This window comes from Trichormus sp. NMC-1, assembly GCF_001858025.1.
GTDB lineage: Bacteria > Cyanobacteriota > Cyanobacteriia > Cyanobacteriales > Nostocaceae > Anabaena.
In genome coordinates this window covers 96,440-116,919 of sequence record NZ_LZQD01000010.1, presented here as the reverse complement: position 1 = coordinate 116,919, position 20,480 = coordinate 96,440, and the positions used below count along the sequence as shown (strand labels likewise).

General features: G+C 40.0%; 18 protein-coding genes, 1 tRNA gene and 3 pseudogenes. 10 read left to right on the top strand and 12 right to left on the bottom strand.

From position 1 onward, the window contains the following. Positions 1 to 142 precede the first annotated feature (142 nt). Both A9Y75_RS23410 and A9Y75_RS23405 read right to left on the bottom strand, forming a co-directional pair. Positions 143 to 901, bottom strand: coding sequence for a TIGR00297 family protein (locus A9Y75_RS23410; RefSeq protein WP_071191935.1), 759 nt, complete (start codon positions 899 to 901; stop codon positions 143 to 145). Positions 902 to 992: 91 nt separating this feature from the next. Next, positions 993 to 1,778, bottom strand: a complete 786-nt coding sequence (locus A9Y75_RS23405) for an Rpn family recombination-promoting nuclease/putative transposase (RefSeq protein ID WP_071191934.1) — start codon at positions 1,776 to 1,778, stop codon at positions 993 to 995. Between the two features lie 149 nt (positions 1,779 to 1,927). Between A9Y75_RS23405 and A9Y75_RS23400 the strand changes: the two genes are divergently transcribed. The 3 genes from A9Y75_RS23400 to A9Y75_RS23390 all read left to right on the top strand — a co-directional run bounded on the left by A9Y75_RS23400 (position 1,928) and on the right by A9Y75_RS23390 (position 6,121). Beyond that, entirely contained in the window at positions 1,928 to 2,950 is a 1,023-nt protein-coding gene (locus A9Y75_RS23400) for an ATP-binding protein (protein WP_071191933.1), read from the top strand. 38 nt (positions 2,951 to 2,988) lie between these two features. Continuing rightward, the gene (locus tag A9Y75_RS23395) at positions 2,989 to 5,625 is read left to right on the top strand and encodes a S8 family peptidase (RefSeq protein WP_071191932.1); all 2,637 of its coding nucleotides are present in this window, start codon (positions 2,989 to 2,991) and stop codon (positions 5,623 to 5,625) included. 64 nt (positions 5,626 to 5,689) lie between these two features. Continuing rightward, the gene (locus tag A9Y75_RS23390) at positions 5,690 to 6,121 is read left to right on the top strand and encodes a VOC family protein (protein WP_071191931.1); all 432 of its coding nucleotides are present in this window, start codon (positions 5,690 to 5,692) and stop codon (positions 6,119 to 6,121) included. Here the strand turns inward: A9Y75_RS23390 and A9Y75_RS23385 are convergent. Beyond that, on the bottom strand, positions 6,051 to 6,719 hold the full coding sequence (locus A9Y75_RS23385) for a triacylglycerol lipase (RefSeq protein ID WP_071191930.1): 669 nt from the start codon (positions 6,717 to 6,719) through the stop codon (positions 6,051 to 6,053). The genes A9Y75_RS23390 and A9Y75_RS23385 overlap by 71 nt on opposite strands. 289 nt (positions 6,720 to 7,008) lie before the next feature. Between A9Y75_RS23385 and A9Y75_RS23380 the strand changes: the two genes are divergently transcribed. Continuing rightward, positions 7,009 to 7,383, top strand: coding sequence for a hypothetical protein (locus A9Y75_RS23380; protein ID WP_071191929.1), 375 nt, complete (start codon positions 7,009 to 7,011; stop codon positions 7,381 to 7,383). Positions 7,384 to 7,636: 253 nt separating this feature from the next. On the opposite strand, the gene A9Y75_RS23375 is transcribed toward A9Y75_RS23380, so the two are convergent. The 4 genes from A9Y75_RS23375 to A9Y75_RS23365 all read right to left on the bottom strand — a co-directional run bounded on the left by A9Y75_RS23375 (position 7,637) and on the right by A9Y75_RS23365 (position 10,961). Then, entirely contained in the window at positions 7,637 to 8,716 is a 1,080-nt protein-coding gene (locus A9Y75_RS23375; RefSeq protein WP_071191928.1) for a tetratricopeptide repeat protein, read from the bottom strand. Positions 8,717 to 8,831: 115 nt separating this feature from the next. Continuing rightward, on the bottom strand, positions 8,832 to 9,110 hold the full coding sequence (locus A9Y75_RS29915) for a hypothetical protein (RefSeq protein ID WP_236721504.1): 279 nt from the start codon (positions 9,108 to 9,110) through the stop codon (positions 8,832 to 8,834). Further along, positions 9,100 to 10,071 (bottom strand): transposase, encoded by a 972-nt coding sequence (locus tag A9Y75_RS23370; RefSeq protein ID WP_236721503.1) that lies wholly within the window; start codon positions 10,069 to 10,071, stop codon positions 9,100 to 9,102. The genes A9Y75_RS29915 and A9Y75_RS23370 overlap by 11 nt, the downstream gene beginning before the upstream one ends. A 179-nt stretch (positions 10,072 to 10,250) precedes the next feature. Then, the gene (locus A9Y75_RS23365) at positions 10,251 to 10,961 is read right to left on the bottom strand and encodes a 16S rRNA (uracil(1498)-N(3))-methyltransferase (RefSeq protein WP_071191927.1); all 711 of its coding nucleotides are present in this window, start codon (positions 10,959 to 10,961) and stop codon (positions 10,251 to 10,253) included. A gap of 10 nt (positions 10,962 to 10,971) precedes the next feature. Between A9Y75_RS23365 and A9Y75_RS30425 the strand changes: the two genes are divergently transcribed. Further along, positions 10,972 to 11,073, top strand: a complete 102-nt coding sequence (locus A9Y75_RS30425) for a hypothetical protein (protein WP_343232449.1) — start codon at positions 10,972 to 10,974, stop codon at positions 11,071 to 11,073. A gap of 233 nt (positions 11,074 to 11,306) precedes the next feature. Here the strand turns inward: A9Y75_RS30425 and sir are convergent, their stop codons facing one another. Together sir and A9Y75_RS23355 are read right to left on the bottom strand one after the other, a co-directional pair. Beyond that, positions 11,307 to 13,220, bottom strand: a complete 1,914-nt coding sequence (gene sir, locus A9Y75_RS23360; RefSeq protein WP_071191926.1) for a sulfite reductase, ferredoxin dependent — start codon at positions 13,218 to 13,220, stop codon at positions 11,307 to 11,309. A gap of 363 nt (positions 13,221 to 13,583) precedes the next feature. Continuing rightward, positions 13,584 to 14,120 (bottom strand): hypothetical protein, encoded by a 537-nt coding sequence (locus tag A9Y75_RS23355; protein ID WP_071191925.1) that lies wholly within the window; start codon positions 14,118 to 14,120, stop codon positions 13,584 to 13,586. Positions 14,121 to 14,421: 301 nt separating this feature from the next. On the opposite strand from A9Y75_RS23355, the gene A9Y75_RS28835 reads away from it, so the two are divergent. Further along, complete coding sequence (locus A9Y75_RS28835) at positions 14,422 to 15,390, top strand: hypothetical protein (RefSeq protein WP_177176282.1); 969 nt, start codon at positions 14,422 to 14,424, stop codon at positions 15,388 to 15,390. On the opposite strand, the gene A9Y75_RS28830 is transcribed toward A9Y75_RS28835, so the two are convergent. The 3 genes from A9Y75_RS28830 to A9Y75_RS23335 form a co-directional block, all read right to left on the bottom strand. Further along, complete coding sequence (locus tag A9Y75_RS28830; protein ID WP_071191924.1) at positions 15,325 to 16,320, bottom strand: transposase; 996 nt, start codon at positions 16,318 to 16,320, stop codon at positions 15,325 to 15,327. The genes A9Y75_RS28835 and A9Y75_RS28830 overlap by 66 nt on opposite strands. Positions 16,321 to 16,338: 18 nt before the next feature. Next, positions 16,339 to 17,217, bottom strand: coding sequence for a hypothetical protein (locus A9Y75_RS23340; RefSeq protein ID WP_071191923.1), 879 nt, complete (start codon positions 17,215 to 17,217; stop codon positions 16,339 to 16,341). Between the two features lie 141 nt (positions 17,218 to 17,358). Then, on the bottom strand, positions 17,359 to 18,018 hold the full coding sequence (locus A9Y75_RS23335) for an Npun_F0813 family protein (protein ID WP_071191922.1): 660 nt from the start codon (positions 18,016 to 18,018) through the stop codon (positions 17,359 to 17,361). 354 nt (positions 18,019 to 18,372) lie between these two features. Here A9Y75_RS23335 and A9Y75_RS23330 point away from each other — a divergent pair. The 4 genes and pseudogenes from A9Y75_RS23330 to dcd (A9Y75_RS29900) form a co-directional block, all read left to right on the top strand. Next, positions 18,373 to 18,445: transfer RNA gene (locus A9Y75_RS23330), tRNA-Arg, on the top strand. Between the two features lie 255 nt (positions 18,446 to 18,700). Next, positions 18,701 to 19,084 (top strand): annotated as a pseudogene (gene dcd / locus A9Y75_RS29910) (dCTP deaminase); the annotation flags it as partial. Then, a pseudogene (locus tag A9Y75_RS29905) lies at positions 19,058 to 20,224 on the top strand (Hint domain-containing protein); the annotation flags it as partial. The pseudogenes dcd (A9Y75_RS29910) and A9Y75_RS29905, both read left to right, overlap by 27 nt. A 6-nt stretch (positions 20,225 to 20,230) precedes the next feature. Further along, a pseudogene (dcd, locus tag A9Y75_RS29900) lies at positions 20,231 to 20,449 on the top strand (dCTP deaminase); the annotation flags it as partial. Between the last annotated feature and the right edge of the window lie 31 nt (positions 20,450 to 20,480).

Genomic DNA, 20,480 nt, shown 5'->3' with positions numbered 1-20,480 from the left:
AATTATAAAATTAACCCAACTTACCGAGAATTCTCTCAATGGTAAAGGTAATTATTTACCTGATGTTTAATATGTTTTGAGGCAGTAAATATAAAAAAACAGCAAATATGCTGTAAATGTTTTACTAGGTTTTAGTAACAATTCAAACAAATATACTTTTCCAAATCAAGGCAATGCTAATAGCAGAAACCGCACCGATAAATGTGTTGATGATGTTTACGACTTCATTGGTAAGCCAAGTATATTTAGATTGCAATGTTGCGCCAATGACACTTTCTAAGTTTGTAGCAATAAATGCTGCTAATACACACCAAGCAATTCCTAAGATATCAATTAAATTAACACCCCAAGCCACAAGTGCGATCGCAACTGAGCCGACAACACCCGCTAAAGTTCCTTCTAAGCTAACCGCCCCTTCTGTACCTCTAGCTACAGGTTGCAGCGTCGTAATCAAAAAGGTACTCTTACCATAAGCTTTACCCACTTCACTCGCTGTCGTGTCCGATAGCTTAGTGCTAAAACTCGCTACATAGCCCAAACATAGTAAAAACTTCAAATCAGGTACAAGCAACACTCCCACAGCACACAAAGCCGCAATTAACGCCGAACCCCAAACATTTTCTGGTCCCCTAGCACCAGAACGCTTTTCTGCAATTCCTGCTGCTTCCTTTTGCGCCATGCCAATACGCGTTACCCCAGAACCGACAATAAAATAAAACACTACCACTAGATATCCTTGCCAACCTAGTGTTCCCCAAATAATTACACCCAATAACCAAGCATGGAAGATACCCGCCGGAGTTAGCAATTTCTTGGGAATAATCGCCACTATCCCCAACAAAATCGCATTTAAACCTACACCTACTAACCAGGGATTTAAAGACTCAATTAAAGATAACATTGGTGATAAATTGTGAGTGTTTTTAGGGTTTTTATGGTAATAAGATGATTTTATACTCATTTACCACAGATTTATCGTCATCTTAGATACCTTAGTCCTGCCTATCCTGCTTTTTAAGGGCTTGTCGCACTACTTCAATTTTCAATTCTAGTGCTTCGGCAATTTGTTCTACAGTTAACCCCATTTTCAAAAGACGAGGTATTGTTTCTAACTTAGTTTTTAGCTGAGTTTCTTCCTCAACTTCTTGATAAAATCGAGTTTGTTGCCATTCTGTTAATCCAAACATCGCTTCTAACTCCTGACGGCTATAGGTGGAAAACTTATAAATGAGCATCCTTTCTACTAATTCTAAAAGATAACGACTGTTGGCCGCATCTGCTTGTTGTACTAAATTAATTAAACTTCTTGCTGTTTGTACAGCCACATCTTCAGGTGCAACTACTAATTTAATAATTCCCAAACCAATTGAAGATGATGTATCAGTTAATTCATCTAAATAAACTACATGAATTTGTCCAGCAGCAAGCGAAGTTTGATATGCAAAAGGTATTCCAGGATCAAGACTACGTTTTGCCCACAATACTACAGCTTGCCATGATTTATCAGGCTTATATTGGTTTAAGTAAAGAAATACTTCTGTAATTAACCGCCAGTATAAATCTTCATCGGGCTGAAATTGAACTTCTACAAAATAAATCGGATCTTCTGGGTACTCGACTTTGGGTAGAAATACACCATCTATGCGACGTGCTAGTTCTTTGATTTCTACTGATGAAAATTCGTAGTGTGTAGCTAGTTGGGGTGATTTTTCCAGCAGTTCAAATAAGACGCTGGGGAGATTTTGTAGGAGGGTGTAGAATATGGTGTCTGTCTTCATTTGTGGTCAGATCGACAAAATTCCATTTGTAAAACTTAATATAATCACTATAGATCTCGTGATCACGTTATAATTTGTAATGCACTACGTTTAATAGTATAATTGTACTATATAAATAAGAAATTGCTATTTTTGCGGAGAGAGGCAATATGAAAGGAGAGCTTCTCAAAAGGTTTTTTAGAGCGATCGCTAGTTCAGACCAAGAAGCGATTGATAAACTCACATATCTAGTTATAGAAGAAGAACGCAGCAAAGGACATACTCTTCTTGCTGACCAGTTAGAGAATATTACTAAAAAGAAATCCAAGGAGCAATCTCCCGACTTTATTAAACCTGTTCCCTCTCTTCGAGAAGCTACGCGAACAGCACCAGAGAACTTACAGGGTTTAAGTGAATTACCAACCAGTAAGCGTTTTAATCTTCCTCTGGTAACAAGTATACCAAGGGATAAACTACGCCATTACATGATTTTGCCTGAGAATATTGAAAAGCGGTTTCAAAGAATTGAACGCGAGTATGCAGCAAGAGATAGACTAGCTCATCATGGATTGCGCTATAGACAAAAAATTCTCCTCTATGGACCTCCTGGTTGTGGAAAAACATTAGGAGCAGAACGTTTAGCTTGGAATACAGGTTTACCACTTTTAAAAGTACGTTTTGATGCAATGGTTTCGTCTTTTTTAGGCGAGACTGCCAGTAATTTAAGACTTGTATTTGAAGATGCTTCAAAAAATCCATGTTTGTTGTTTCTTGATGAATGTGACTCGATTGCTAAAACACGAGAAGATTCTCAAGAAGTAGGAGAAATTAAGCGAGTTGTAAATACATTTTTGCAAATTCTGGATGAGTATCAACCTTCTTCGGGGCTTATGGTAGCAGCTACGAATTTGAATAAATCTTTGGATACAGCCCTGTGGAGAAGATTTGATGATTTGATTGCAGTACCCAAACCGGGAGAACAAGAGCTAGAATTTATACTAAAGGAAACACTATCTGCTATTGAAGTGGGATCTATCAACTGGCCAAGAATTATTGAGCAGATGAGAGATTTTTCTGCCGCTCAAGCTGTGAGAGTTGCACAAGATGCGGCTAAACGAGCAATCCTTGAGCGAGAGGGTTTAGTGATTCAGGAACACTTAGAAGAAGCGATCGCAGAAATCAAGGTTTCCTAGTTTTTTGAAAATTAAATTTTTGGTGTTTGGAGAAAAAAATGGTTGAAGGTTCTCAGGGTTTTCCGCATATTCAACTTAAATTGACAGACAAGGGTACAGCAAAATCTCTAGGTGGTGGCGGTAGTAAGAAAGAAACTCAAACATCTATTAATTTAGGTAATCGTCAAGGACACGGAAGCAAAATTAAAAACCTAGTATCTTCTGTAGTTGATGATTGGATAACATTTAAAGAAGAACAAGAGACAAAAGAACAAGAAAATCAACGATCTACTCTTCCCGATGCTATAACTTTAATATTAGAAATTGATCCTAAAACATTTGATCTAGATGATTTGAGAACTTCAGATATAGCGATTATATCAGAGTTAGAAGATGGTTATATTATCGGTGCATCAGCAGATACGAACCTTAGTGAACTTCAAAAGAAAATAGAAAATTTTCTGAATGATCAAAGAGGTGGTGGTGTAATCGCAAAAATTTTAGATATTCTTGATAAACATCAACATCCAGAATTTATTTTATCTCCCAGTTTATTAGAGAAATGGGATCAAATAAGAGATAACCAAATTTATGTAGTTGAAGTAGGTATATCATGTTTAGGAACTAAAACAAAATTACCTGAATATCCAGATCAAAAGAATTATAAAAATTCTGAGAATTATGTAAAAGCAATCAAGAAATGGGATGAAGATCGTGATATAACCTATCAAGAATGGGATGAATTAGCATCAGAAAGGCAAGAAGATTTATCCAATTTTGTTACCAATCCTAAGTATCATGGTGAAATATTAAGTAGCTTTATAGAAGATACTCCTCAACATTCTCTAGTACCTGATAGTTTTTCGTGTCTAATTCAAATTTCTGGCTTAGGTTTAAAGGATTTAGTATTTAACTTCCCTTATGTTTTTGAAGTAACTGAACAAGATAATATTTATGAACCAGGCTTACCTGAACATGAAATATCTGGATATAATAATGACTCATTTATCCTAGAATCTCCTAATGAAAATGCTCCTAAAGTATGTATAATTGATAGTGGTATTCAAGAAGAACATCCTTTACTAAAAAATGCTATTGATTCTGGTAACTCAATATCTCTGATTCCTTCAGAAATAAATTTAACTGCTGATATGGTTAGTAATGGCGGTCATGGAACTAGAGTTGCAGGAGCAGTTTTATATCCAAGAATTATTCCCAATCAAGGAAGTTATAAAGCAGTTTGTTGGCTTCAAAATGCAAGAATACTTAATAGTGATTGTAGATTATCTGATAGGCTGTATCCACCTTCATTGCTAAATGATATTGTTGAATACTATTATAATCAAACAACAACAAGAATATTTAATCATTCACTTGCTAGTGATGCTCCTTGTCGGACTAGATATATGAGTTCTTGGGCATTTACTATAGATCAATTAAGTTATAAAAAAGATATTCTTTTTATAGTAGCTGCTGGAAATATTCCTTTAGATAGCTATCGAACTTCACCAAGATTATCCGTTAGACATCACTTATTAGCCGGTAGAGAATACCCAGATTATCTGACAGAAAATTCTTGTAGAATTGCCAACCCGTCACAAAGTTTTCAAGCATTAACGGTCGGTTCAATTACGTCAGATTCTTTTCGTGATTTATCTTGGTCTTCGTTAGGAGAAAAAGACGAACCTTCTCCTTTTTCCTGTTCTGGTTTGGGAATATGGGATACAATTAAACCGGAAGTAGTAGAGTATGGCGGTGATATTTTGAAAGATGATAATCAACCGCCAACCTTGCGTTGTAATTCCAATACCAGCCCAGAATTAGTAAGATCAACTTTAGGTAGTGGTGCTAGTCCTTTAGTAGCTGCGGATGATTTTGGAACTTCCTTTGCAGCACCAAGAGTAACCCATATTGCAGCCAGACTTGCTGCTGAGTTTCCTAATGAAAGTTGTTTGCTATATCGAGCATTAATTGTTCAATCAGCACGTTGGCCAGATTGGGCATTAGCAAAAACTAATGAAGAAAAACAGAATGTAATTCGTCAAATAGGCTATGGTATTCCTAGTCTTGAACGTGCCATTAGTAATACTCCTAATCGTATTACACTAATCACACAAGGAGAGAAATTAATTAAAGCTGGAGAGGCTGACATTTATCAAGTACAATTACCAGATAGTCTCAGATCACCAGGAGAAGAATTTGAAATTTTATTGGAAATTACATTATCATATAAAGCTCAACCACGTAGAACAAGGCGTAATAGAAGAAAGTATCTTTCAAGTTGGTTAGATTGGGAATGTAGCAAACAAGGTGAAGATCCCAAGCATTTTTTAGGAAGAGTATTAGCCAATTATAATGTTCCAGAAAATGCCGAAAAAGGAGATGAGTTATTTACCTGGACTCTTGGCAAGGAAAAAAACTATAAAAGCATTAAAAATGTATCAAGAAGTATAGGAACTATCCAAAAAGATTGGGCTTTTGTTAAATCTTATAACTTAAGAGAAGCATTCTGTATTGCAGTTGTTGGACACGAAGGATGGAATAATGATCCTTTTGCTGAAGTTCCATACTCTCTAGTTGTTAGCTTTGAAGCAATACAAGCTAATCTTCCTATTTATACGCCAATAGTTAAGGCTCAAATTGAAACAGAAGTTCAAACAGAAGTTCAAACAGAAATTGAAATTCAATCTTTGTAAATAACTGATACTAAATCCATAACCAATTACAAAATCCTACTTTTATTACCCATCTCACCCCACCATGAACAAAACCTTATTTCACCTCGCTTTCCCCGTCACCAATATCCCCCAAACCAAAACCTTTTATGTTGACGGCTTAGGATGCATTCCCGGACGAGAAAGCCCCCACGCTTTGATTCTCAACCTTTATGGACATCAATTAGTAGCACATACAACGAAAGACATCCTAACACCCCAGAAAAATATTTATCCTCGACATTTTGGGCTAATTTTTACCTATGAACAAGATTGGCAAGAATTACTAGAAAAAGCACAAATCAAACAGCTAACTTTTAGAGAAGAACCGAAAAGCCGCTTTGTTGGTTCTCCCCTCGAACATCACACTTTCTTTTTAGAAGATCCTTTTTATAACTTAATGGAATTTAAGTATTATCGATATTCAGAGGCGATTTTTGAGAATTCTGAACATACCCAGATTGGGGATAGGGTGTAATCGCTGCGGCTAAAGCATCTGCTACTATTGCTAAAGTCCGAGAATCTGTCAACATCCAAGGGTGAAGTGCAACTGGTAAAGTAAATTCCTTCCCTACAGGCATTTGTGAACTCTGAGGCGGTACAATCATCAAATCATAAGGTGTCCAGATAGATGTAAAATTCAACTGTTGCAACATCTGAACATCAGAATTCAAATCCTCAAGCAAAGGACTGTTGGGACGCATTTGCACAGCACCAGGAAGCCAAGAACCATAAGCTAAAACAGTTCCCTGATGAGGTGATGAAATGGTGATAAACCGCTTCACATTATTGATTCCCCCCAATCGTTGAATATAATAACGGCTGACAATTCCACCCATGCTAAATCCCACCACATCTAATGGTTGTTCTGGTTCAAAGGTTGCAGCGACATAATCAGCTACTTGCTGTGCTAATTTATCCAAAACTCCAGCACCATTATTAGGTGATAAATCTAGGGTATGTACAGACCAATCCCGTTGTCTGAGGTAAAGCGCCATTTTATTGAAAACTGCGCCGGTGTCATTAAGACCATGTACTAATAAAACGGGATTGCGTTGTAGCTGTTCAGTATTCATGGATGCTCTGCTGTATTAACTCTGTAGAAAATCTAACCGAGTATCATTTTCAGCAGCAACCAGGCTATGACAGTTTTTGTAGCTCACTAGTTTTTGTAAATTTTTGTTAAGTGAAGTCTCAGAATCTTGCTCCTAGTGACAGTAAAATTTAATAATTAGTTCGCAGTCTTTAGAAATTGTCAGTAGTTGTCGTGATTAGAAACAACTAGCTCAACAAAATGTAACATTATGCTGTAATAATTAATAATTACGGTGATATTGGAAGATATTAAAAACAGGAGAAATTGTCATGTTTGGGTTTATCAAAAATTTAATCGGTGGAATTCTGGGCTTCATCACTGGACTGTTTGGCAAAAAAGATAACGGTTACTACTTAGAACTAAAAGAAGAAGCAACTGAAACCAAACCAGCAGCAGTTAAGCCAGTAGCCGCAACTGTAACAACTCCCGCACCAGCAGCGACAGAAAAACCTGCTAAAGCAACCAAAACAGAACCCGCGAAAGCACCAGTCCCCAAAGCCGAACCAGCTAAACCAGCAGTACCCACTGAAACTACCTTTGCACCTAAGTATCTAGTTCCTACAGCTACGAATGTTCGTCGTCGTCCAGGAGCAAATATGAATGTCTTCCTAGATATGGCCAGTCAGGTAAAAACTCCTGGGTAAATTAATCGAGCATTAAAAATCTACGGAAAAGAATGTAGAGATGTTACATACAACGTCTCTACCAAATTTATTACAGCAGATTGCAGATCAATGAGGCTTCGCCGTGAGCGTCAGCCGATAGCTTGCGTGGCGTAGCCATACGGTACAGAATCAAAATTGAAACCTAGACACCAAGTAGGGGCGTATTGCAATACGTCCCTACTGACTCCTGTACGGGCGAACGGCCGTTCGCCCCTCCTGACTCCTGAATTATTTATTTTTTCACCCCATTTTTTAGAAAAATAATTCCACTATATAACTGAAATGCTGAATCCCAATTGCTCTTTTCTCTCTGAAATAGGTCAACGTGAGAGGGAATTTGATTCAGCACCTCTGTTTGATCTAAAACTTTTTCCGCAAAAGGCTTAAAATCTGACCAAGCCTTGACTGATGGTATTTGCTGCTCAAGCCAATTTATTAAACCATTCCAATTAATTCTCACTGTATTTTGGCTGGGTTGGGGAGTAATTTCTAAACCTTGCTGAAATTCATAACCTTGGTCATAAATTCTTAAAATGCTACGTCTTCCTGGCAAGTGTAAATCACAGAATTGGGCATAATCTTGAGTTTGGATTTTGCGTTCTAGTTGACGACGGGCGTTAACATCTACAACTTGTTCAAAAATTGGCAATAGTCCTACAACCCTGGCTGTAACTTCTGACCAATCAAAGCTGAGAGAACCAATTTGATTTTCTGTATTGCGACAAACGACGCTGGGTTTGGGTTGAGATTCTGAGAAATATTTAACTTGAAATACTTGAATTTGTTGAATTTGTGGGATTCTCAACCAGAAGCAAGGAATTCCAGCCTGTTGTAGTTGTGTTCCATAAAATTCAAGTTCGCCCACTTTTCCGGTGCGGTAGATTCTCCAATTGCGACTTGGTAGTATTAGTCTGGCTGTGTAGGAATCTACCTGCATAATTTGGGCAAATTTTGGGGCGGCTTTAACTTTTAGTTCGTTACTAATTGGCTCTAAAACTAATATTCCTTGTTCGGTGTTAGTGGGTTTTTTTGTAGCTTGAGAAATAGCTCTTTGTTTTTCTTCTTGCTTAATTTCTTCTAATCGCTGTAAACCTTGCCGTGCTTGTGACAAAATTTTGTTATGGGTTGTTAGCCGTAGTAGTTGCCGATAAATTTTTTCGGCTCGGTGACGTTCTCCAGAAACTTCTTGTAATCGTGCAAAATAAAATTGCACCCAAGGATTTTCTGGTGAGTCTTTAAGTAGCGGTTTGAGTAATTGGGCTGCGGTTTGATAGTCCTTGCGTTCAAAGGCGGCGGTAACTTCTTCCAGCATGACTTTTAATGAACTTGAATGAATGTCTCGCGCCAAGACGCAAAGACGCAAAAGAAGCGTTATTGTTGTGCGTGAGATATATCATTTATAGTTCCAAAAAACATAGACAAATATCTCATGCCTTTTGTTTGCCGGGAATAACCCCGACGGGGCGAACTACAACGCCCCCTATCCCTCGACTAAAAGCTGTCGGGACTACTTTACGTAAAATATTCAAACTGCCATTGACATCAGCATGAATCAATAAACCATTACCTGCTTTGTATAGCTTAGTCCTGATTCTACGACCATTAAATTTAACTTCTTTTTCTTTGGAGTCAGCTTTGCCATAAGTAGGAATAGTATCTTGGTCTAAAAAAGAGGCTACAGAGGTATAAGACTCCTCAGAAACCAATACATTTATCCCGCTTCGCCTTATAACTCAACTGCTGTACAAATCGAGTATGGGGAATACAAACGAAGTTTTGATTATTTCTGCTGCCTAAATTAGCATTCTGTTTCCACAATGGACTTTGACCTATTACTAAAGTGCCAATCCCACACTTCACTAAATGGTCAATAATTAACCGACTGGCTTTATGCAGATAATCATCTACTCGAAAATTCCGTTTTTTCGTTAAACTTTGTAATCGTTTAGATGTCTTTTGATGACTTGGTAGTAAAGCTTGTAAATTGGCTTTTCTCTGATTATAATAACGGTTAATTGATTTGATAATCCGCCCAGAAACCAGAACTGGTATAAAGCCCGGCTGGTTTGATGTTAAGGTTGCTAGATTATCTATTCCTAAATCAATCGCTGCTATATAATTAGGGTCTAAACCATAATCTATTTCCTCTTTTTCATAGACAACTTCTACTACATAATGGTCTATTTTGGGGACAATTCTTACTTGATTCAGATTTACATAGTCTACTTTTGTGGGAATATGAATCTGTGTTTGTGACAGATGAATTAAACCTACATTTATTTTTGGTTTACTCACTGCCTGGGCTGTGTAAATTAATAAATGTCTACCTTTTTCTTTGTGTTTATATTTGGGTAATTTGGGTCTGCCTAAAAATTTGGATTTATCTTCTGCATAAGCTTTAATTGCTGCAAAAAAGCTTAACCAGTTGCGATGTAGTCCTAATAATACTTGTTGGGCAACTTTTGCTGGTATAGCCTGGTATGGTTCTGTTGATTTTAATTGTTTTGCTAAACAATTGTAATCCAGATATTTTTGAGCAAAGATAAAACTTTGGCGAATATGAAAGTTAGCAAAATTGTAGAGGTTTTTGGCAGCAAAACATAATTTATCAATCTCCTGATAATGGGGATGATTTCTTTGAATGATATGCCGCTCGACTACTTGCATACACTAGCTGCTTTCTTAGAATATTCGTTCATATATACTAACATATCTTCCTGCTTATGATGCACAAAATTCTCGCTCATTTCCCTTTGCTAGAGAAAGCCTGTATAGGTGATTTTAGCTGACTTCTCTGTGATTAATGACTAGATATGACTATATTTGTCTATAAATTCTGCAAAGTTTTATAATACTTCACAAGTAGCAGCAATCAAGGATAATGCAACAACTGGCGCTGTGACTGCGCGGAGAATACGACGGCCTAGAGAAATGGGTTGAAAACCTTTATCTATGGCTAGTTCTAATTCTTTTTCTGTCCAACCTCCCTCTGGACCAATAGCGATAATTATTTCAGAAGAGGTATGAGAAATCACATTTTTGAGATGTGGATAATCTCCACGTGCTTCACAAATATAACGATGTTCCGCTAGAGATTCACAAATAGCGGTGCTAAAAGCTAGAGGTTCTAAAATCGTGGGGACAAAAGCCCGTTCTGATTGTTCAGCGGCTTCTGCGGCAATGCGCCGCCAGCGTTCTAGTTTTTGTGGACTGGGATTGAGTAAAGTGCGATCGCTCAAAATCGGTAAAATACAAGTTACTCCCAACTCTGTACAACACCTGACAACATCATCAAAGCCATTTCCTTTCGGTAAAGCCAGCATCAAAGTTATAGATACAGGTAACTCTGTTTTCACCTCAAGTAATTCTAAAACCTGTCCTTGTTCTCCTGTTAACTGCGCTAACCACCATTTACCGATTCCATCCATAGCAATAAATTTCTCCCCATCACGTAAGCGCAATACCCGTAATAAATAGTGTTGTTGTTGGGGTGTTAATAAAAGCTGGGTTTCTTGAAGTTGGGAAGGATTAATAGTGATGCGTTGGAGTTGAGACATATTAGGTTTGGTGGTTGTGAAAAAATGCGTAGATTTACACGGAGGTAGTTTGAAAATTGTCAGTGAGTCCGGTAATGGTACAACTGTTACTGTGATATTTCTTCTGATATAAATAATCTGCGGTAAATTAATTCACAGGGAACTTTTAACGGGCAACTCTTAACAGAAAAATCTCATGTTTTTAAACATGAGATTGAAATAATGACCTTTTTTTAATTAGAGCGTTCGCGCAGCGTCTCGTAGAGAAGCGACTTGACTGAGCTTTAAACTCAGAACTAAAGTTTCTTATCTGTTAAGAGTTCCCTTTTTTTGTAAATATAAGGTGGGCAATGCCCACCCTACTGACTACAGATCTTGGAAATACTTATCTAAAGCCTCATGTACCAAATCAGTCATAGGACGATCTTGTTTTTCAGCCGTTTCTTTTAGATGTAAATAAACATCATCACGCAAGCTGACCCGATGACGTGATTTACCGCTACTGGTGGGAGTTCCAGGTGTATAGGTATCTGAAAATTCGCGGATAGCATCAAAACCGATTCTGTCGCAAAAATCACCAAAAGTCTCTTTACCTTTGCGTGACTTCTTAAAAAAGACAAAAATCGGTTCTAAAAAGCTTTCTATATCATTGTCGTGCAGCTTTTCAATGATAGGTTGCGCCAAACGTGTTTGATCTGGTGAACCACCTAACCAAACTTGGTAAGATTCTGGTGCGCTACCCACAAAACCTAATTCTGCCATATAAGGACGAGCGCAACCGTTAGGGCAACCAGTCATCCTCACCACAAAATGGTCTTTTTGTAAACCCAGCTTATCTAATAAAGCGCGGATTCTTGCTAAAATTCCGGGAATTGCTCTTTCTGATTCGGTAATGGCTAAACCGCAGGTAGGCAAGGCCGGACAAGCCATAGCATACCGTGTTAAGGGTTCAATTTTACCAGGGTCAGAGACAACGCCGCGAATGTCTAAAATTTCTTGAATTGCTTCTTTGTTCTCTGGTGCAATGTCGTAAAAAATGACGTTGTGGTTGCCTGTGAGACGAATTGGTAAGTTAAATCTTTCCACAATTTCCCGCAAAGCGGTTTTGAGTTGAAAGGAACCTTCGTCTTTTACCCGACCATTATCGATGGAAATTCCTAAAAATAGCTTACCGTCACCTTGTTCATTCCAGCCCAGAAAGTCTTGATATTTGAATTTGGGTAGGGTTTTGAAAGGTTCGACTGCTTTACCAAAGTATTCTTCGACTTGAGTGCGGAATTTGTCCACACCCCAGTCATTGATTAAATATTTTAATCTAGCGTGACGACGGTCAGTGCGATCGCCATAATCTCTTTGAGTGGCAACAATCGCTTTGACGAGATCATAAACATCATCTTTTCCTACATAGCATATAGGATCGGCTACTCTAGCAAAGGTTTCTTCTTTATTGTGGGTTCTTCCCAAACCACCACCCGCAAGGATGTTAAAACCTTGGAGTTCCCCTTTTTTATTGGTAATCACTACCAAAGTCAAATCTTGGGAATACAAATCAACGGAATTATCACCCGGAACCGTGACGCAAACTTTAAATTTGCGGGGCATATAGTGAGTGCCATAAATTGGTTCCTCATTATCATGGACAATTGTGCCATTACCATTCTGATGTCTAGCAGCTTTCACATCTGGGTGTTCTTCTGCACTAATGGCCTTTTCACCATCTAGCCAAATTTCATAATAAGCCCCGGTTTGAGGAGAGAGCAAATCAGCGATATTTTGGGCATATTCCCAAGCATACTGATATTCTGGGCGATTTTTAAATGGTACGGGGGGAGCCATGACATTGCGGTTGATGTCACCACAAGCACCCAAAGTTGAACCTAGATTTTTGACAATTGTAGCGATCGCATTCTTGAGATTCTTTTTCAGAATACCATGTAGCTGAAAACCTTGGCGGGTAGTAGCTCTTAACGTATGATTACCATATTCATCCGCCAACTTATCTAAAGCCAAATAAAGCTCAGGAGGTACAAACCCACCCGGATTTTTTGTCCTCAGCATCATTTGGTAATCTTTTTCTTGTCCCTTAGCACGGTTATCACGGTTATCCTGTTGATAAGATCCGTGAAACTTCAGAATTTGTATGGCATCTTCACTAAAATGAGTTGTATCCTGAAGTATCTCAGTGGCTACAGGTTCACGCAAAAAGTTACTATTTTCTTTGATACCTTCTACTTTGGAAGGCTTGCGGTTTGTGAGAGAGGAAGCAGCAGAGTTAACCATTACAGTAGTTATGTTTGTCAATAATGCATCAATTAGAGCCGAATTAGCAATTTTACAGTAGCTGTTCAGCTATTAAAACACCGAAATTTCGGTCGTAATTATGAAGAATAATTTTATCTTAACACGGTAAAATGCTGGCTTTATCAGTGATTAAACACTGCATAAAACCAGCATTGGCAGTAAATAGGTGAGATTAAACACGACATAGTTTTATTTTTGCTTGTTGACACATACATATCTCGGTCATTCATGTCAACAGCCGCTATTAGATCGAATTGCACCAGCTTACTGAATTTATTGTATCAGTCTCATCCGCCAATTTTTTTTCCTCCCTTCGACAAAATCAGCAATTCCGGCAACTTTCTATCTAAAGCTATAGCCGATACCACCATTGATGCTCACAGCAGAAGCATCACTATTTTGGTAAGCACCCAGTCCAACTTTAGCGTTAGTGTAGATCAGGAAGTTTTTTCCTACTTCTGATTCCACACCAGCACCTACAACGACAGAATCTCTATTACCCAAAGGTGTAGGTTTGCCATCTTTTTCTACAAAAGAATAACCACCAGTAATAAAGGCATTTGTTTTATTAGCAATCGGAACGTCTACAGAAACTTCGGGGATGATAGCACTTGTTTCATCACTCCAGAGGACATTACCACGGGCTGAGAATGGAGTATTGCCCAACTTCACCCGGCCTGTGATATTACCACCCAAGGTAGCAGCATCGTTGTTTTGTCCGCCATTGGTGACACCAGCTGCCACACCTGCACCAATATAACTAGCATCAGTACCCTTTTGTGTTTCGGCAGATGCTTTGCCAGCGTTGAAAAATACAGGAGTAATTACTAAGGTAGATAAGGCAGAAATAGCGACAATTGACTTGAGTAAGCTTTTCATAATCTTGACCACATTTTAGAAGTTTTACTGTTAAATTACAGGTCGAATATCCGGTAAAAATGTTCCAGATAATTTTTATGTTTGCTGAAATCCTGGTTGCTATTGATGCAATCTATTGAGGATTAAGTGAGTCAGCAAATTTTTGCCCCCGTAATTATAATTACACAGCTAGATCCTCTAATTCCAGATTCTCAATTTAAGTTTTGAAAATTTTGATTGAAATTGAATCATGCTAACATCAGCAAAAATATAGTCGGCTTTGATGGGAGATGGGGTGACGGGGAGATGGGGAGATGGGGAGATGGGGAGATGGGGAGATGGGGAGATGGGGAGATGGGGAGATGGGGAGATGGGGAGATGGGGAGATGGGGAGATGGGGAGATGGGGAGATGGGGAGATGGGGAGATGGGGAGATGGGGAGATGGGGAGATGGGGAGATGGGGAGATGGGGAGATGGGGAGATGGGGAGATGGGGAGATGGGGAGATGGGGAGATGGGGAGATGGGGAGATGGGGAGATGGGGAGATGGGGAGATGGGGAGATGGGGAGATGGGGAGATGGGGAGATGGGGAGATGGGGAGATGGGGAGATGGGGAGATGGGGAGATGGGGAGATGGGGAGATGGGGAGATGGGGAGATGGGGAGATGGGGAGATGGGGAGATGGGGAGATGGGGAGATGGGGAGATGGGGAGATGGGGAGATGGGGAGATGGGGAGATGGGGAGATGGGGAGATGGGGAGATGGGGAGATGGGGAGATGGGGAGATGGGGAGATGGGGAGATGGGGAGATGGGGAGATGGGGAGATGGGGAGATGGGGAGATGGGGAGATGGGGAGATGGGGAGATGGGGAGATGGGGAGATGGGGAGATGGGGAGATGGGGAGATGGGGAGATGGGGAGATGGGGAGATGGGGAGATGGGGAGATGGGGAGATGGGGAGATGGGGAGATGGGGAGATGGGGAGATGGGGAGATGGGGAGATGGGGAGATGGGGAGATGGGGAGATGGGGAGATGGGGAGATGGGGAGATGGGGAGATGGGGAGATGGGGAGATGGGGTGACGCGGAGAGGAGGAGACGCGGAGATGGGGAGACGCGGGGACGCGGAGATGGGGAGATGGGGAGATGGGGAGACGCGGGGATGGAGAGAAATAATTACTTCCTGCACCCTGCCTCCTGCCCCAAAGAGCGATTTACATCTGCCTTAAAGCAGCGACAGAGAGTAAACCTGACCATCAATCAACAGTCGAGTGATGCCTTTGGCTTGTAGATGAGTACTAGCCTTATGTAGCATTCTACTGTCGGGAACTTTGATTACGCGATCGCGCTTGGTAGAAAAACGCTTGGCTACTCGGTGGTTATCAAATACTGGCAGCGTTTTTTGTTGAGTTTCAATGGTGGGAATTGGACCCAGGTCGCCAAAATCCTTAAGTGGTCTGGTAATTAATTCTGCCGAGCGGTCAATTACCAAGTAACAAGTTTTCGGCAAATGAGCCACGGACAATGGTAAAACTTGAACAGGTGCTTCCCCTGGTCTGCGTTTGGCCACTAAGGGTTCTACTTCCTCAAAGTCTTCATCCTCAAAGTCTTCCTCATCGTCGTACAAATCTTCATCTAAATCGTCCAAATCATCAGATTCATCTAGCAAGTCCTCGTCGAAGATATCATCTATGGCCGTTACGACTGGATGTTCATCGTCTAGAACCAGTCTGCTGGTGGGTAGACTAGGAATTTCTAGGGGCTTGGGTTCTGACAACTTGTGTCTGACGATTTCTATTTCCTTGACTACTGGTTTAGGTTTTTCCACCGCTGAGGAGCGTGTTTTCACCCTTCTAATAGCCGGGATTGGTTGAGTTTCCGGCTCGGACTCAGATACTTCTTCTATTGCAGGCTGTTGCAGTTCTACCTTGGGAAACTCCAAACTAGGGCTGTGGCTGCTGAATAGTTCTGTTTCTAGCTGTGGTTGACTCAATAGAGGTAACTGCTCATAGCTTACCTGCGCTCTGCCTTCAGGGGTTCTAGCAGCGCGTTTTAAAGAAACGAGGTATTCGTACTCTTCTTCTGGTAAAGTACTTTTGAGCAGTCGGCTAATTGTTGAGTTGCTGACACCATAGCGATCTGCCAGAGTCGAGGTTGTTTGGGCAGTCTCTCTATATAACTTGAGAATTTCTTGTTTGTCGGAATCTGTTAATTTTCTCACGGTAGACACCAAAATTTGTTAAGTTCGTTTGCGTCCACTGGTACGTCGCTTGAGGCTCAATGATGCTTCGTATTCTAAAGCAGCGCCCATACCAAATAAAACTCCACTAAAGACCCAAAATACTTCTAGTATGTCTCCACTTTGGTAATCGGGAAGATAATTAGTGGCATATTTAAACCACATATCTGCAATGTATAGCGAAAATGCCGCCGCTGCAATCATTCTCCAGGAGAGAGAAACTTTTCCTCCCCAAAAAGCCAGCAGCATAATCGTGGCGATAATTAACAGCAGCACATCACTAACTACATAGAACCAATTGAGAACAAAGGCTAGTTGCTGAACAATAGCATCTAGTTCTACAGAGGGAGCTTTTGTTTGCTGAGAAATCCACCAGGCGACAAAACTGCCTATCCCTCCAACTGACGCGACAATTAGCCACTGCCATTTTTCTAGATTGATTCGCCGGGAGAATAAAGCTAAAGCCATACCTATGCCCAGAAACAGATAACTCAGTACAAAAAACACATCCCCTAGAGATACTTCCGGGTCTTGTTTTAAGATTACTTCTGTATAACCGAAAAATATTCCTCCGATGCAATAAGCAAGCATACCTAAGCCAATTAAGAGCCAAACCTTTCTACTACTGACAATTTGGCTACTCCGCCAGTTTCTTAAGCATAAGACACCTGCACCCAAGTAGGCCGCAGCTTCAAAAATATTTGTCCCCAGCACATACCAATCTTCACGAATTTCTGTGCCATTTGGTCCGGGGATTTTGGCACTAAACAACAAAAAGTATAGCAGCGCTAGTAAAGCCCAGCCCATGCTAACCAAGATGATGTTTTGAGTATTAAAAATGGACTTAGAACGGTATGAATTGTTGTAAGAGTTACTCATAGGTCTCAACTAGGTAAATGCACTGTAGCAGTATTTTTAGCACAATTGATCATCTGGTCAGGAGTTGACCAATCAGGAATTACACAATTTAACACCGAAAGCAAGTGCTAATGGACGATTCGTGAGCAAATAATATCCATGCTACTGCCAAAGTTTACCTAGTGGAGATTGACTTAACCAACCGATAAACACCAATTGCTCTTCTTCTGGCATATCCTGTAACCGATCCTTTAATTGACGGGCAAAATTAGTATCACCAAAATATGTTTTTCCTAGTCGATGGAGTTCTTCCAGGAGAATAATCACATGAGTTTCTTGCCAAGGAGGCAATTTGCTCATTTGTGAAGGCTCAACAGTTAGTAATGATTTAACTGACTCTGAGGAAGATATTTGGGGAAATTGCTTTTGCTGTAATATCCCTGTTACATCTTTTTCAAATAAACTGGCTTGCCGATTACCTAATAAATCCTCAATGTCTAGATAAACGGCTTGTAGTAATAAGATACTAGCTAAGGTCAAAATCTCAGTGTTGCTATGGTTGCCTGTGTCATTATCTAGCTGTTCTAAGCGGACTTTTCCCCAGACACTATAGCGCTCTGGTTCTTCAAGCAACACACAAGCTTTGCCACGATTGTCGGTGAGAGATCTCCATAAAGCTTTAGCTTCGATCTCTTGACTAGCTTTGAAGATACTTATCAGGCGAAAGGTTTGCCCCTGATAATGGAGGATCGGCACCTGCTGATCCCGCGTTGGGTGCTGAATACTTGATATTTCAACATCCTGGCGTTTGAGAATAAACATGGCACTAGCAAATAACTCCTCACAGGGGCTGTTTTGATAAGGGATCTGTCATGGACTTGGGCAAGGTTGCCAAAAGTATAATTATTTAGTTTATTTTGGGGGATAATTAGGCATTTGCCAAACGCTTTACCAGCATACGCCCTATAGGGCATCAGCTTTCATGGGCAAATTCCCCCTTGACATCACAATATATCTGAATATCCCATCTATTTCGTTTTTAGTGTACATCGACTCACTAGTGACTTGGATTTTAGTTTTGATATTCTGGAATTTTCAATTTTCTCTTGCTTATAGCTAGGAAGAATTGATATAATGGTGTATGATGACTTTTTGAGAAGCCAGACATTCAGTCTTGGGCGCGTAGCTCAGTGGATAGAGCAATTGCCTTCTAAGCAATCGGTCGCAGGTTCGAACCCTGCCGCGCTCGTTTTAACTCAATATAAACCTTCCAGGTTATAAGTAATAATATACTGAATTTGCTAATTGAGGGTTATTTTTGATGCATTACATCAGATAAGTGCGGATATGTCCGTTAATTCTTTTGGTGTGTGCTTTAGATATTTTTATCCTAATAAGTATAAAAGCGTATTGTTGTATTGAAATATGATCTCTAGTTGTTAACCTGAAAGAAGATACCAATTTACGATATTCTATTAATTCGATTTGAATTACCCGTGAACTTGTGATTAAAAACGATATTTGGATTACTGAAATGGCTCAAAAGGGGCTAATTTCGCCTTTTGAACCAACATTAGTCCGAAAAGTGCAAAAAGACGCATCTGTAGCAGTTCAACCTGTAATCAGCTATGGTTTATCTTCCTATGGCTATGATATCCGCCTTTCCTCAGCTGAGTTTCGGATTTTTCGCCACATTCCCGGAACTGTCGTAGATCCCAAAAACTTTAATCCTCAAAATTTAGAACCAACAGCACTACACACAGATAGTAGTGGTAGTTATTTTATCTTGCCTGCTCATTCCTATGGACTGGGAGTTGCTTTAGAAAAACTGGCGGTTCCAGAAAATATAACAGTTATTTGTATTGGTAAATCAACTTATGCTAGATGTTTTCGTGGAGACACTCGCGTAGCACTAGTTGATGGGACATCTCCCACATTAGAGGAAATGGCTGAACGCGCTGAAAACGGTGAAAAATTCTGGGGCTACAGTATTGGCCAACACGGAAGAGTGATAGTCACTCTTCTTGAGAGTCCAAGATACATTGGTCGAGATTCTTTATTAGAAGTTACTTTAGACAATGACCAATCAATATTTTGTACACCTGATCATCTATTTATGACCAGAGATGGTCGAATGGTTGAGGCGCATACTCTAAAACCACAGGATTCATTAATGCCTTTGTACCGTCAATTGGCTCGTGGTTATGAGATGGTATATCAGCCACTTAACGGACATCTTTATCCTACTCATAGACTCAGTGATGAATGGAACTTGCATTGTGGTATTTACGAAGATACCCCTAGCACTCACCGTCATCATATTGACTTTAATCGCTTGAATAACAACCCCTGGAATATCATAAGGATGGATGCTTCGGCGCATATCCGATTACACAACAGTGAAAACTACGGTGATGAGTTTGATCCTGATGAACATGGGGAATCTATCCGAGAAGCTATTGGCAGACTAAAACAAAATCCAGAATGGAATGCAATGTTTTCTCAGCAGCAACAGCAGAAAGCTTTGAATTTCTGGCATGACCCCCAATATACAGAAATACGTCAAAAAGTAATTGAAGGTAGAAGAAATTGCTCTGATGCTACTAGGCAAGCACATCGTGAGGCAATGATTGAGTATTACAAAAATCCAACAGCGGTGGCTCTAACTGGACAACTAAGCAGACAAGCCTGGGCAAAAGACGATGGAACTAGACGTTCTCAGCAATCAGAACTGATGAAAAGATTGGCTGATGAGTCAAAAACTCGCCATGAAATCACAGCTGATGTAGTGCGCTCGGCCTTAGATCAAACTGGTTCTATTCGTGGGGCTGCTCGATTACTGGATTGCGATCGCTCTGTGTTTAGGCGATTTCCTGAAGTTATACAAGCATTTAGAGGTCTATCGCCAAGTAAATCTCTCCAGAATTACAAAGTTGTATCTGTCAAAGATGTACCTGGGATTCATGATGTTTATTGTCTAACAGTTCCTGAAGCAGGTAATTTTGCCCTAGAAGCAGGAGTTTTTGTGCATAATTGCGGTATAATAGCAAATCTAACTCCTGCGGAAGCTGCATGGCGAGGTCATCTCACTTTGGAATTTTCCAATTCTTCCAGTGCTGACTGTCGCATTTATGCTGATGAAGGTGTGGTGCAATTACTATTTTTAGAAGGGGAACCTTGCGCTATTAGTTACGAAGCTCGTCAGGGTAAATATCAAGATCAGATGGAAATTGTGACTCTTGCTCGCGTATAGTCCAATACTTGTGAAAAAGCTGTTTTCTCAA

Excerpts from the sequence above, each read along its gene's own strand:
- A9Y75_RS23410 (WP_071191935.1), bottom strand. The coding sequence starts at position 901 with ATGTTATCTTTAATTGAGTCTTTAAATCCCTGGTTAGTAGGTGTAGGT.
- A9Y75_RS23405 (WP_071191934.1), bottom strand. The coding sequence starts at position 1,778 with ATGAAGACAGACACCATATTCTACACCCTCCTACAAAATCTCCCCAGC.
- A9Y75_RS23400 (WP_071191933.1), top strand. The coding sequence starts at position 1,928 with ATGAAAGGAGAGCTTCTCAAAAGGTTTTTTAGAGCGATCGCTAGTTCA.
- A9Y75_RS23395 (WP_071191932.1), top strand. The coding sequence starts at position 2,989 with ATGGTTGAAGGTTCTCAGGGTTTTCCGCATATTCAACTTAAATTGACA.
- A9Y75_RS23390 (WP_071191931.1), top strand. The coding sequence starts at position 5,690 with ATGAACAAAACCTTATTTCACCTCGCTTTCCCCGTCACCAATATCCCC.
- A9Y75_RS23385 (WP_071191930.1), bottom strand. The coding sequence starts at position 6,719 with ATGAATACTGAACAGCTACAACGCAATCCCGTTTTATTAGTACATGGT.
- A9Y75_RS23380 (WP_071191929.1), top strand. The coding sequence starts at position 7,009 with ATGTTTGGGTTTATCAAAAATTTAATCGGTGGAATTCTGGGCTTCATC.
- A9Y75_RS23375 (WP_071191928.1), bottom strand. The coding sequence starts at position 8,716 with ATGCTGGAAGAAGTTACCGCCGCCTTTGAACGCAAGGACTATCAAACC.
- A9Y75_RS23370 (WP_236721503.1), bottom strand. The coding sequence starts at position 10,071 with ATGCAAGTAGTCGAGCGGCATATCATTCAAAGAAATCATCCCCATTAT.
- A9Y75_RS23365 (WP_071191927.1), bottom strand. The coding sequence starts at position 10,961 with ATGTCTCAACTCCAACGCATCACTATTAATCCTTCCCAACTTCAAGAA.
- sir (WP_071191926.1), bottom strand. The coding sequence starts at position 13,220 with ATGGTTAACTCTGCTGCTTCCTCTCTCACAAACCGCAAGCCTTCCAAA.
- A9Y75_RS23355 (WP_071191925.1), bottom strand. The coding sequence starts at position 14,120 with ATGAAAAGCTTACTCAAGTCAATTGTCGCTATTTCTGCCTTATCTACC.
- A9Y75_RS28835 (WP_177176282.1), top strand. The coding sequence starts at position 14,422 with ATGGGGAGATGGGGAGATGGGGAGATGGGGAGATGGGGAGATGGGGAG.
- A9Y75_RS23340 (WP_071191923.1), bottom strand. The coding sequence starts at position 17,217 with ATGAGTAACTCTTACAACAATTCATACCGTTCTAAGTCCATTTTTAAT.
- A9Y75_RS23335 (WP_071191922.1), bottom strand. The coding sequence starts at position 18,018 with ATGTTTATTCTCAAACGCCAGGATGTTGAAATATCAAGTATTCAGCAC.